Annotated in this window: 12 protein-coding genes; 6 read left to right on the top strand and 6 right to left on the bottom strand. The window is 61.1% G+C overall.

All coding sequences use genetic code 11. The annotated features are described in order from the left end of the window. Positions 1-65: 65 nt before the first annotated feature. Positions 66-686, bottom strand: a complete 621-nt coding sequence (locus tag IB245_RS09960) for a TetR/AcrR family transcriptional regulator (protein WP_008024841.1) — start codon at positions 684-686, stop codon at positions 66-68. Positions 687-832: 146 nt separating this feature from the next. Between IB245_RS09960 and copC the strand changes: the two genes are divergently transcribed. The 6 genes from copC to IB245_RS09930 all read left to right on the top strand — a co-directional run bounded on the left by copC (position 833) and on the right by IB245_RS09930 (position 6617). Continuing rightward, positions 833-1198: a copper homeostasis periplasmic binding protein CopC gene (gene copC / locus IB245_RS09955; RefSeq protein ID WP_192227453.1), complete on the top strand. Its 366-nt coding sequence runs from the start codon at positions 833-835 to the stop codon at positions 1196-1198. Between the two features lie 3 nt (positions 1199-1201). Then, complete coding sequence (gene copD / locus IB245_RS09950; RefSeq protein ID WP_192227452.1) at positions 1202-2059, top strand: copper homeostasis membrane protein CopD; 858 nt, start codon at positions 1202-1204, stop codon at positions 2057-2059. A 233-nt stretch (positions 2060-2292) separates the two neighbouring features. Next, a complete protein-coding gene (locus IB245_RS09945) occupies positions 2293-3591 on the top strand; it encodes an OprD family porin (RefSeq protein ID WP_192227451.1) in 1299 nt (432 codons plus the stop codon). Between the two features lie 259 nt (positions 3592-3850). Continuing rightward, complete coding sequence (locus tag IB245_RS09940) at positions 3851-4669, top strand: NAD-dependent epimerase/dehydratase family protein (RefSeq protein ID WP_192227450.1); 819 nt, start codon at positions 3851-3853, stop codon at positions 4667-4669. 52 nt (positions 4670-4721) lie between these two features. Continuing rightward, positions 4722-5609: an SMP-30/gluconolactonase/LRE family protein gene (locus IB245_RS09935; protein ID WP_192227449.1), complete on the top strand. Its 888-nt coding sequence runs from the start codon at positions 4722-4724 to the stop codon at positions 5607-5609. Positions 5610-5738: 129 nt separating this feature from the next. Then, positions 5739-6617 (top strand): aldose 1-epimerase, encoded by an 879-nt coding sequence (locus IB245_RS09930; protein ID WP_192227448.1) that lies wholly within the window; start codon positions 5739-5741, stop codon positions 6615-6617. Here the strand turns inward: IB245_RS09930 and IB245_RS09925 are convergent. The 5 genes from IB245_RS09925 to pqqC all read right to left on the bottom strand — a co-directional run bounded on the left by IB245_RS09925 (position 6602) and on the right by pqqC (position 11832). Further along, the gene (locus IB245_RS09925) at positions 6602-8329 is read right to left on the bottom strand and encodes a NahK/ErcS family hybrid sensor histidine kinase/response regulator (protein WP_008036767.1); all 1728 of its coding nucleotides are present in this window, start codon (positions 8327-8329) and stop codon (positions 6602-6604) included. The genes IB245_RS09930 and IB245_RS09925 overlap by 16 nt on opposite strands. Next, positions 8313-9476, bottom strand: a complete 1164-nt coding sequence (gene ercA / locus IB245_RS09920) for an alcohol dehydrogenase-like regulatory protein ErcA (protein ID WP_008024858.1) — start codon at positions 9474-9476, stop codon at positions 8313-8315. The genes IB245_RS09925 and ercA overlap by 17 nt, the downstream gene beginning before the upstream one ends. Before the next feature lie 214 nt (positions 9477-9690). Next, a complete protein-coding gene (gene pqqE, locus IB245_RS09915; protein WP_192227447.1) occupies positions 9691-10833 on the bottom strand; it encodes a pyrroloquinoline quinone biosynthesis protein PqqE in 1143 nt (380 codons plus the stop codon). Next, positions 10811-11083, bottom strand: a complete 273-nt coding sequence (gene pqqD / locus IB245_RS09910; RefSeq protein WP_008024861.1) for a pyrroloquinoline quinone biosynthesis peptide chaperone PqqD — start codon at positions 11081-11083, stop codon at positions 10811-10813. Before pqqD ends, pqqE begins: the two co-directional genes overlap by 23 nt. Further along, positions 11080-11832 carry a pyrroloquinoline-quinone synthase PqqC gene (gene pqqC, locus IB245_RS09905; protein ID WP_192227446.1) on the bottom strand — a complete coding sequence of 251 codons (753 nt, stop codon included), beginning with the start codon at positions 11830-11832 and terminating at the stop codon, positions 11080-11082. The genes pqqD and pqqC overlap by 4 nt, the downstream gene beginning before the upstream one ends. Positions 11833-11885 lie beyond the last annotated feature (53 nt).

Genomic DNA, 11885 nt, shown 5'->3' with positions numbered 1-11885 from the left:
GTACAGCGCGGTACCTGTAGGAGCGAGGCTTGCCCGCGAAGAGGCCATCAGCAACACCCGAGATATCAGGGCTCCAACCCGATCCCCCGCAAAATCACGCTCGTCACCGTCTGCACCGCCCGCTCGAACTGCATGTCCGACAGCGGCTGGTGATCGTTCAGAATATTCACCTGATGATCAAAGTCGGCGTAATGCTGAGTCGACGCCCAGATCATGTACAGCAGGCTGGAAGGCTCCACCGGCAGGATGCGTTTGTCGTCCACCCACTGGCGAATTTTCGCTTCTTTCATCTTGGCCCAGTCGTACAGGCTGGCGTCGAGTTTCTCACCCAGCGTCGGCGCGCCGTGGATGATTTCGTTGGCCCAGACTTTCGAACCGTAAGGCCGGCTGCGCGAGTGGTTCATCTTGGCGCGGATGTAGCTGCTGAGCACCACGCGCGGGTCATCGAACATCTCGAAGCACAGCGCATCCTGCTTCCACACTTCAAGCAAATCGAACAGCACGGCGCTGTAGAGCTCGGTCTTGGTGCTGAAGTAGTAATGCAGATTGGAGCGCGGCAGTTGCACTTCGGCGGCGATGTCCGCCATGGCGGTGCCGCCAAAACCTTTTTCGGCAAAGACCTTTTCGGCCCCGAGCAGAATTTTTTCGACGTTACTGCGGCGAATCTCGATCTTGTGATTGCCCATGAGGGCTCCCTGACAACAGCGTTGCTCAAGACTAGCATCCGCCCTACATCGCGGCGACAGCGGAAAACGAAACTTCGTACACCCGCCCGCTCACGCTCGCAGTTAAACTGTCGCCCTTCTTCGAACCTGCCTCTGAGGTATCCACGATGCTTTTCAAGAAAACCCTGACCGCCGCCGCCCTGCTCGGCTCGCTGCTCGCCGCTTCGTCGGTGTTTGCCCATGCCCATCTGAAAAGCCAGACGCCGGCTGCCGACAGCACCGTCAGTGCACCGTCGGAATTGCGCCTGGTGTTCTCCGAAGGTGTCGAAGCGGCATTCACCAAAGTCACGATCAGCAAGGACGGCGCCAACGTTGAGGTGAAAAGCCTGGCCACCGAAGGCAGCGATAAAAAAACCCTGGTCGTGACCCCGGCTGCGCCACTGGCGGCGGGCGTCTACAAAGTCGAATGGCATGCGGTGTCGGTCGATACCCACAAAAGCGAAGGCGCCTACAGCTTCAAGGTTGGCCAGTAATTCATGACGAGCGCGATGGTGCTGTGCCGCTTCCTGCATTTCACCGTGGTGCTGATGCTGTTCGGGGTCTGGGTATTCAGGCCGCTGCTGTTGGGTCATGAGGCGTTGCTGGACAAAACGCTGGCGCGAGTCAGCCGCTGGCTCGCCTCGGTCGCATTGGTCAGCGGCATCGCCTGGCTGCTGCTGATCACCGTCAGCATGGCCGGCGCGTGGGAGGCAGCGTTCGATCCGTCGACCTTGCGCCTGGTGCTGGGCAATACGTTTTTCGGCCAGGTCTGGCGCTGGCATCTGCTGCTCAATGGTTTGCTGATGGTTGTGCTGCTGACGCCGCTTCACGCCAGCCTGCCCTTGCGCCTGGTCCTCGGCGGCCTGCTGCTGGCGACGTTGGCGCCGGTCGGTCACGGCGCGATGCTCGATGGCCTCAGCGGCCAGTTGCTGATCCTCAATCAAATCATTCACCTGACCTGCGTCGGGGCCTGGCTCGGTGGGTTGTTGCTGCTGGTGATGATCCTGCGGCAACCGGCTGGCCATGCTGTCCGCGAAATACTGCAACGCTTCAGCGGCGTCGGTTATGCGCTGGTGGCGGGACTGGTAATCACCGGGCTGATCAATGTACGGGTGCTGACCGGGCAGTTCTGGCCGACCCCGTTGCTGTCCGGGTTTGCGTTGATTCTGCTGATCAAGGTGCTGCTGGTGAGTGCGATGCTGGGGTTGGCGCTGTTCAATCGGCAGCGGATCAAGGATTGCGAGCAGCGCATGGCGACGCTCAAAACCAGCGTGATTATGGAGTGGCTGCTGGGGATCGGCGCGGTGGCGGCAGTTTCCCTCCTGGGCACCATGCCCCCGATGATTACCGGATAAACACCGTTTTTGTAGGAGCCGGCTTGCTGGCGATCCAGGCGACGCGGTCTTCCTGATACACCGCGGTGCCTGCATCGCCAGCAAGCCGGCTCCTACAAGGATCGTGTGGGGCCATCCAAGTCATCGTATAACTTCTGATTGACATACCCTGAAACACTCGCAAATAATCGCCCTGATGTTGTACGACGACGTATGACAAAAATAAAAACAACAAACACCCAGGGAACGTCACAGTGAGCAAACTCGCCCGCAATTCCTCCATCCGCACTTCTCGCCCTGTCTTCGCACGCCGGCATACCCTGAGCCTGATCGGTTGCAGCAGCCTGGCCGTACTCGCCATGCCTGTGATCGGCCACGCCGAAGGTTTCGTCGATGACGCCAAGGCCACGCTGAACCTGCGCAACTTCTACATCAACCGCAACTTCACCAACCCGACCTACCCACAAGGCAAGGCCGAAGAGTGGACGCAAAACTTCATCCTCGACGCCAAGTCAGGATTCACCCCAGGCCCGGTCGGTTTTGGTGTGGATGTGCTGGGCCTGTACTCGCAGAAGCTCGATGGCGGCAAAGGCACCGGCGGTACACAACTGCTGCCGATCCACGATGACGGTCGCCCTGCCGACAACTTCGGCCGGATGGGGGTGGCGCTCAAAGGCAAAATCTCGAAAACCGAATTGAAGGTCGGCGAATGGATGCCGATACTGCCAGTCCTGCGTTCGGATGACGGCCGCTCCCTGCCGCAAACCTTCCGCGGTGGCCAGGTGACCTCCACCGAGATCAGCGGCCTGACGCTCTACGGCGGCCAGTTCCGCCAGAACAGCCCGCGCAACGATGCGAGCATGGAAGACATGTCCATGAACGGCAAAGCGGCGTTCACTTCGGATCGTTTCAACTTCGGTGGTGGTGAATACCTGTTCAACGAGAAGCGCACGCAGGTCGGCGTCTGGTACGCGGAACTCACTGACATTTATCAGCAGCAGTATTTCAACCTGAGTCACAGCCAACCCATCGGCGACTGGACCCTCGGCGCCAACCTCGGCTTCTTCAACGGCAAGGAAGATGGCAGTGCCCTGGCCGGTGACCTGGACAACAAAACCACGTTCGCCATGCTGTCTGCCAAATACGGCGGCAACACCTTTTACGTCGGCCTGCAAAAGCTCACCGGCGACAATGCCTGGATGCGCGTCAACGGCACCAGCGGCGGCACCCTGGCCAACGACAGCTACAACTCCAGCTACGACAACGCCAGGGAAAAATCCTGGCAACTGCGTCATGACTACAACTTCGTCGCCCTGGGCATTCCCGGCCTGACGATGATGAACCGCTACATCAGCGGCGATAACGTGCACACCGGCGCCATCACCGACGGCAAGGAATGGGGCCGCGAATCGGAACTGGCCTACACCATACAGAGCGGCGTGCTGAAGAACCTCAACGTCAAATGGCGCAACGCGAGCATTCGCAAAGACTTCAGCAACAACGAGTTCGATGAAAACCGCATTATCATCAACTACCCGATTTCGTTGTTGTAATACGTTCACTGGCTGATCCAAAACCTGTAGGAGCCGGCTTGCTGGCGATCCAGACGACGCGGTCTTGCTGATACACCGCGGTGCCTGCATCGCCAGCAAGCCGGCTCCTACAAGGGATAGCGTTCTTGCCACTTAACCCTCTATCGTTTTCAACCAAAGTTGCGTTGACAAGACCCGGAAACCCTAACGATACTTCGGCACAGTCGTACGACAACCTACAACGAACTCAACAACAATAATTTCGCGCCCAGGAACTTCCATGACCACCACTTCCCAAGCCCCTTTCAATCGCCTGCTGCTGACCGGTGCCGCCGGTGGCCTCGGTAAAGTGCTGCGCGAACGCCTGCGCCCTTACGCCAAGGTCATTCGCCTGTCGGACATCGCCGACATCGCCCCCGCCATTGATGACCGCGAAGAAGTCGTGACCTGCGACCTCGCGGACAAGCAAGCCGTGCATCACCTGGTCGAAGGCGTGGACGCGATCCTGCACTTCGGCGGCGTGTCGACAGAGCATTCGTTCGAAGACATCCTCGGCGCCAACATCTGCGGCGTGTTCCACATCTACGAAGCGGCGCGCCGTCATGGCGTCAAGCGGGTGATTTTCGCCAGTTCCAACCACGTCATCGGTTTCTACAAACAGGATGAAGTGATTGACGGCCGATCCCCTCGCCGCCCGGACAGCTACTACGGTTTGTCCAAGTCCTATGGCGAAGACATGGCCAGCTTCTACTTCGATCGCTACGGCATCGAGACCGTCAGCATCCGTATCGGCTCCTCGTTCCCGGAACCGCTAAACCGCCGAATGATGAGCACCTGGCTGAGCTTCGGCGACCTGACCCAACTGATCGAACGCTCCCTTTACGCGCCGAACGTCGGCCACACCGTGGTCTATGGCGCTTCCGACAACAAGAACACTTGGTGGGACAACCGCTACGCCACTGCGCTGGGTTATGCACCGCAGGACACCTCTGAAGTGTTCCGTGCAAAAATCGACGCCCAGCCGATGCCGGCCGCTGATGACCCGGCGATGGTTTACCAGGGTGGCGCGTTTGTCGCGTCCGGTCCGTTCGGCGATTGAGTCAGCGCTGTTCACTTGATCCCCACAACAAAAACCCAGGGAATGAGTTGCCATGCAAGCCGAATTGATTGTCGATGCCCGCAACACGGTCGGTGAAAGCCCGGTCTGGGTCCCGGAAGAAAACGCCCTGTACTGGGTCGATATTCCCGCCGGGGGCCTGCAACGCTGGAGCGCCGAAACCGGGCATGTCGAGGCCTGGACGGCGCCGGAGATGCTCGCCTGCATCGCGCGTCACCGCGATGGCAGCTGGGTCGGCGGGATGGAAAGCGGATTCTTCCGCCTCCAGCCGCACAATGACGGCAGCCTCGACAGTGAGTTGCTGGCCCACGTCGATCACCCGCGCACCGACATGCGCCTCAACGATGGTCGCTGCGACCGTCAGGGGCGTTTCTGGGCCGGCAGCATGGTGTTGAACATGGGCGCCAACGCGGCCGACGGTGCGCTGTATCGCTACGCCGACGGCCAGCGCGGGCCGCTCGACGCGCTACTGTCAGGATTCATCGTCCCCAACGGCCTGGGCTTCAGCCCGGACGGGCGCACGATGTACCTGTCTGACTCGCATCCCTTGGCCCAGCAAATCTGGGCCTTCGATTACGACATCGACAGCGGTACGCCGACAAACCGTCGGCTGTTCGTCGACATGAATCACTTCTGCGGTCGCCCCGATGGCGCTGTCGTGGATGCCGAAGGCTGCTATTGGATTTGTGCCAACGATGCCGGGCTGATTCACCGTTTCACCCCCGACGGACGCCTGGACCGCTCCCTCACCGTACCGGTGAAAAAGCCGACCATGTGCGCCTTCGGCGGCAGTCGACTGGACACCCTGTTCGTGACCTCGATCCGCCCCGGCGACGAACATGACGAACAGTCACTGGCGGGCGGTGTATTCGCCCTTGATCCGGGCGTTAAAGGTTTGCCGGAACCCCTTTTCAGCCACTGATCGAATTCGCCAGACAACGCTGTACCTGTAGGAGCCAGGCTTGCCGGCGAAGGCGATCTCAAATACGCCTTCGCCGGCAAGCCTGGCTCCTACGGATAGTCCACGCATTCATTGATTTCGCAGGTCACCATGACGCCAACACTGCTCGAACTCGAAGACGAATTCACCCACCTCACCCTCGCCCCCGAAACCGGTGGCAGCATCGTCAACTGGACCGTGAACAGTTCGGGCCAGCCGCTGTTGCGCCACAGTGACGCGCACGCGCTGAACACCGGTCTGCCGGGCAAGCTCGGCTGTTTTCCGCTGGTGCCATGGTCCAACCGCATTTCCGACGGTGGTTTCGATCGCCCGGACGGCTGGCTCGCGCTCGAGCCAAACAGCCTCACCGATCCCCTGCCGATTCACGGCAGCGCCTGGCAACAACCGTGGCAGGTGGTTTCGCAGACCCGTGATGAAGTCGTCCTGCAACTCGACAGCATCAGGCCGTTCGCCTATCGCGCCCGGCAGCGTTTTCATTTGAGCCAGGGCAAACTGAGCATCGGGTTGCACGTCACGCATCTGGCCGAGCGCGCCGCGTGGCATGGTTTGGGGCTGCATCCGTACTTGCCGCGTACCGCCGGCACTCGGTTGCAGGCAAAGGCTGAGCAGGTGTGGTGGTGCGACGCCTCGAAACTGCCGACCCGACTCGGTCCTTTGCCTGCCGAGTGGGATTTTCGCCAGCTCAAGGCCCTGCCCGACACGCTGGTCGACAACGGTTTCTGCCAATGGGATGGCCATTGCCTGATCCAGCAACCCGACCTCGGTTATGAACTGGAATGCCAGGCCAGCGGCAGCGATTACTTCCTGCTGTACTGCCCGGTGGACCTGGGTTTTTTCTGCATCGAACCGGTGAGCCATCCAGTCAATGCGCACCACTTGCCCGGTCGGCCGGGACTGGTGCTGCTGGAACAAGGTCAATCCGCCGAGCTGGGTTTCAGCCTGCAATACCGCGCCTACCCCAACAGCTGACTCAGCACCGCACGCAACTTGCCGGGTTTCACCGGTTTGTTCAGCAACGGCGCATCCAGTCGCTGCAAGGAGCGGCGGCACTGATCGGTGCGGTCGGCGGTGATGATCACCGCCGGTATCGTCTGGCTGAAATGCTCGCGCAAATGCCGGACCACCTCACACCCCACCACCCCATGATCGAGGTGGTAATCCGCCAGAATCAGCTCCGGCGCGTGGCCCTGCAACGCGGCCAGCGCCGAGGCCTCGTCGGTGGCGGTGACCACTTCGCAGCCCCATTGCCCGAGCAGCGCGCTCATGCTTTGCAGAATGCTGACCTCGTTGTCCAACACCAGCAAACGCCGGCCCGGCAGCGGGTTGCCCGTGCCCGGCTGCGGCGCCGCGAGGCTGATGGGTAACGGAACCTCACGGGAAATCGGCACCTCAATGCTGAACATCGAGCCGCGTCCCGGCAGCGAATGCACCTGGACCCGGTAGTCGAGAATCTTGGCAATGCGCTCGACGATCGCCAACCCCAGCCCCACACCTTTGCGGTCGGCGGCACGGCCGACGTCCAGTTGATTGAACTCAAGGAAGATCGAGTCGAGGCGATCCGCCGGGATCCCGCGCCCGGTGTCCCAGACTTCCAGACGCAGCCTGTCACCGCGACGCCGGGCGCCGAGCAGGATGCTGCCCTCGTCGGTATAGCGACAGGCGTTGCTGAGGAAATTGCGCAGGATGCGCGTCATCAGGCGCAGGTCGGTGCGAATGGCGTAATCGCCCATGTGCACACGCAAGCGCAGCCCGGCCGCGTCGGCCACTGACTGGAATTCCGACACCAACGGCCCGAGCAATTCATCGAGGCGGTACAACGCGACATCCGGTTTGACCGCCGCTTGATCGAGCCGGGAGATGTCCAGCAAATCGGTGAGCAAATCTTCCGCCCCTTCCAGGGCCTGATGCGTGCGTTCGACCAGTACCTGTTCGACGTCCGGCAGTTTGCGCTCACGCAAGGTCGAAATCAGCAAACGCGCAGCGTTCAGCGGTTGCAGCAGGTCATGACTGGCGGCGGCGAGGTATTTGTCCTTGCTGCGGTTGGCGGCCTCGGCGGCATCACGGGCATCGCGCAAGGCTTCGGCGATCTGTTTACGCTGGGTGATCTGCTGCTGCAGGTTGCGGTTGGCTTCGAGCAATTCGTCGGTGCGTGCGGTGACGCGTTGCTCCAGTTCGTCATTGAGCTGTTGCAACCGTTGCTGGGCCTGTTTGCGCTCGGTGATGTCGGCGACAAACCCCTCCACCAGTTGTTCCTTATCGGGCCTGAGCAACAGGTTCATCAGCACATCGACGCTGCTGCCGTCCTGGCGGCGCAACTGGGTTTCGTAACCATGCAGGCTGCCTTGATGCCGAAGGATCTCGCCGATGTTTTCCAGCTCCTGCTCACCGCCGACGAACAGCTGGCTGGCCAGGTCTGCCTTGGAAAACATCACGTCTTGCGGGTCCTGATAGCCGAGCATGCGTGCCAGCGCCGTGTTGGCTGCCCGCATGCCGCCGTCGAGGCTGGCCTGGAAAATCCCGTAGACCGCGTGCTCGAACAACCACTTGTAGCGATTGCGCTCGGTTTCCAGGTCTTCCAGGCGGGCGGCCAGTTCCGGGTAATGGCTCTTGCGCGCCGAATGGCTGCCCAATCCGAGCAAGCCGGCCAGCGCCGCCTGTTGCTCGTCAGAGGGCTTCGCCATAGACGACCTCGACATCACGCTGACTGGATTCACGCGGGTTGGTCAGGATGCACGGGTCGTGCATGGCATGTTGCGACAGGAACGGGATGTCCGCCGTGCTGACGCCGTGCAAGCCGAGGGTTTCGTGAAAGCCGATGGCGTGTTTCAACGCGATCAGATGTTCAACCAGCCGCCCGCAGATCTGCCGGTGATTGAGGCCACGGCAATCGATGCCGAACGTCTCCGCAATCACCTTGAAGCGTTCCGGCGCCGAGCTGTAATTGAAGGCCACTACGTGCTCCACCAACACCGCGTTGCACAGGCCATGGGGCAAATCGAGGAAGCCACCGAGGCTGTGAGACATGGCGTGCACCGCGCCGAGGATCGCATTGGAGAACGCCAGCCCGGCCTGCATGCTGCCGAGCATGATTTTCTCGCGCAGGGCGATGTCCGTCGGGTTGGCGATCATTTGCACCAGGTTGCCGTTGATCAGGCGCATGGCTTCCAGCGCATGGGGGTCGGTCAGTGGCCCGTGTCCCGTAGAAACAAAGGCTTCGATGGCATGCACCAACGCGTCGATGCCGGTACAGGCCGACAGGAACGGGTCCATGCTCAGGGTGGTTTCCGGGTCGATCAGCGACACGTCCGGCACCACCGCTTTACTGACGATGGAGAATTTCATGCGTTCTTGCTGGTTGGAAATGATCACGAATTGCGAGACGTCCGCCGAGGTGCCGGCGGTGGTCGGGATCAGGATCAGTGGCGGGCTGGGCACGCTGATGGTGTCCACCCCTTCGAACTCGAGAATGCTGCGCCCGTGAGCGACGACAATGCCGATGCCCTTGCCGCAATCCATCGGGCTGCCGCCACCGACGGCGACGATCACGTCGCAATGGTTTTCCCGGTACAACTCGGCACCGAGCATGACTTCCTCGACACGCGGGTTGGGCGAAACGTCGCTATACAAAAAGTAATCGATGCCCTGGGCCTGCAGGCTGGCCTCGACATCGGCAACCCACCCGGCGGCAATGACGCCGGGATCGCTGACCACCAGGACCTTGCGTGCGCCAAAGGTCTTGGCATAGTTGCCGACGTTGTGCCGGCAACCGGCACCGAAGATGATTTCAGGCGAAACGAATTTACGCAGCTGGCTGAGACTCTGGCTCATTGGAAAGCCTGTTTTTATTGTTTTGGAAGGTAAGAACCACACTAACTCATCCGGCTGTGAATGCAATCAGACCAATGGGTAGTCAGATTCCAAACTCACTGACGATCTCCTGTAGGAGCCGGCTTGCTGGCGATGAGGCCCGCGAGTTATGCGTCGCCAGTGCGGCCGCCATCGCCAGCAAGCCGGCTCCTACAGGGGGTGTGTGCAGGGTGGGTTATCCGCGGTAGATCAAGCGGGAGGCCTTCTCATTGCGCAAGGTCAGGTGTTCCATGCCCTGCCCCGGCGCATCGGCTTCCTCGCGAGCCTTGAGGATCACGCCATGGTGCGGTGACTTGCTGCACACCGGGTCGGCATTGGCGGCATCGCCGGTCAGCATGAACGCCTGGCAGCGGCAGCCACCCAGGTCCTTGTGTTTTTCATCGCAGGAGCGGCATGGTTCCTTCATCCAGTCGTCGCCACGGAAGCGGTTGAAACCGAAGGAGTCGTTCCAGATGTGCTCGATGCTGTGTTCGCGCACATTGGGGAATGTCACCGGCAATTGCCGGGCGCTATGACAGGGTAACGCCGTGCCGTCCGGGGTGATGTCGAGAAACAGATTGGCCCAGCCGTTCATGCAGGTCTTGGGGCGTTCTTCGTAGTAATCCGGGGTGACGAAGATCAACTTGCACGGATGGCCCTGCGCCTCAAGCCGTTCGCGGTATTCATTGGTGATGCGTTCGGCGCGCTGCAATTGCTCGCGGGTCGGTAACAGGCCCACGCGATTGAGCTCGGCCCACCCATAAAACTGACACGTGGCGAGCTCGACAAAATCCGCTTCCAGCTCCAGGCACAAGTCGATGATGCGGTCGATGCGGTCGATGTTGTGCCGGTGGGTGACGAAATTCAGCACCATCGGATAACCCTGGGCTTTCACCGCGCGGGCCATGGCGAGCTTCTGCGCGAACGCCTTGCGCGAGCCGGCGAGCATGTTGTTGACCGCTTCGTCGGCCGCCTGGAAGCTGATCTGGATATGGTCGAGCCCGGCGACCTTGAAATCATGGACTTTCTGCTCGGTCAGGCCGATGCCCGAGGTGATCAGGTTGGTGTAGTAACCCATGTCCCGTGCGGCTTTTATCAGCTCCGCCAGGTCCTGGCGCACCAACGGCTCACCGCCGGAAAACCCCAGTTGCGCAGCGCCCATCGCGCGCGCCTCGCGGAACACGCGAATCCATTCGTCAGTGCTCAGCTCTGCGCCTTGTTGCGCGAAATCCAGTGGATTGGAGCAATACGGGCATTGCAACGGGCAGCGATAAGTCAGCTCCGCCAGCAGCCACAGCGGTGGCCCCGGCGGCGCATCATTCGATCCAGAATTGAGCATGGGCCACCTCCAGAAACGCCAGCACATCCTCGTCGATCCCCGGCACACCGGGAAAACTCGCGGAGAGCAAATCAATGATCGCCGCCACACTGCGTTGACCGTCCAGCAGGTCGAGAATCTGCCCGGCACTGGCGTTGAGTTTGATCATGCCTTCGGGGTACAGCAGCACATGGCAGTCCTGACGAGGTTCCCACTGCAGGCGAAAACCCCGGCGCAATGCCGGTGACTGCGCACGATTGATCGGGCTCACAAGGCGATCCCCCGATGCCAGACGCGTTCGCTGGTCACCGTGTGATACGGCGGGCGTTCCAGCTCATAGGCCATGCTCATGGCGTCGAGCATGCTCCACAGCACGTCGAGCTTGAACTGGAGGATTTCCAGCATCCGCTGCTGAGCTTCGACGGTGACGTAGTGCGCCAGGGTAATGCGCAAACCGTGCTCGACATCGCGCCGGGCCTGACTCAGGCGCGTGCGGAAATAGTCGTAACCGGCGACGTCGATCCACGGGTAATGCGCTGGCCAGGCGTCGAGCCGCGACTGGTGGATCTGCGGGGCGAACAGCTCGGTCAGTGAACTGCTGGCCGCTTCCTGCCAGCAGGCGCGCCGGGCGAAATTGACGTAGGCGTCCACGGCGAAACGTACGCCGGGCAATACCAGCTCCTGGGACAGAATCTGCTCACGATCCAGGCCCACCGCTTCGCCCAACCGCAGCCAGGCTTCGATACCGCCTTCGCTGCCAGGCACGCCGTCGTGGTCGAGAATCCGTTGCAGCCATTCGCGGCGCACGTCGCGGTCCGGGCAGTTGGCGAGGATGGCGGCGTCCTTGAGCGGAATGTTGATCTGATAGTAGAAGCGGTTGGCGACCCAGCCTTGAATCTGCTCGCGACTGGCGCGACCGGCGTACATGGCTTGGTGGAACGGGTGATGGATGTGGTAGTACGCGCCTTTGGCGCGCAGGGCCTGTTCGAATTCGGTGGGGTTCATCGCTGTATCAGTCATTGCAGGTCTCCTGGAGGATTTGCGGTGTCTGGTCTGGCGCCTTCGCGGGCAAG

Origin of the sequence: Pseudomonas sp. PDM02 (assembly GCF_014852285.1) — a bacterium.
In the GTDB taxonomy this organism is placed as follows: domain Bacteria; phylum Pseudomonadota; class Gammaproteobacteria; order Pseudomonadales; family Pseudomonadaceae; genus Aquipseudomonas; species Aquipseudomonas migulae.
This window is presented reverse-complemented; position numbering and strand designations above follow the sequence as displayed.

Coding starts and splice junctions, on each gene's coding strand:
- IB245_RS09960 (WP_008024841.1), bottom strand. CDS start 686: ATGGGCAATCACAAGATCGAGATTCGCCGCAGTAACGTCGAAAAAATT.
- copC (WP_192227453.1), top strand. CDS start 833: ATGCTTTTCAAGAAAACCCTGACCGCCGCCGCCCTGCTCGGCTCGCTG.
- copD (WP_192227452.1), top strand. CDS start 1,202: ATGACGAGCGCGATGGTGCTGTGCCGCTTCCTGCATTTCACCGTGGTG.
- IB245_RS09940 (WP_192227450.1), top strand. CDS start 3,851: ATGACCACCACTTCCCAAGCCCCTTTCAATCGCCTGCTGCTGACCGGT.
- IB245_RS09935 (WP_192227449.1), top strand. CDS start 4,722: ATGCAAGCCGAATTGATTGTCGATGCCCGCAACACGGTCGGTGAAAGC.
- IB245_RS09930 (WP_192227448.1), top strand. CDS start 5,739: ATGACGCCAACACTGCTCGAACTCGAAGACGAATTCACCCACCTCACC.
- IB245_RS09925 (WP_008036767.1), bottom strand. CDS start 8,329: ATGGCGAAGCCCTCTGACGAGCAACAGGCGGCGCTGGCCGGCTTGCTC.
- ercA (WP_008024858.1), bottom strand. CDS start 9,476: ATGAGCCAGAGTCTCAGCCAGCTGCGTAAATTCGTTTCGCCTGAAATC.
- pqqE (WP_192227447.1), bottom strand. CDS start 10,833: ATGCTCAATTCTGGATCGAATGATGCGCCGCCGGGGCCACCGCTGTGG.
- pqqC (WP_192227446.1), bottom strand. CDS start 11,832: ATGACTGATACAGCGATGAACCCCACCGAATTCGAACAGGCCCTGCGC.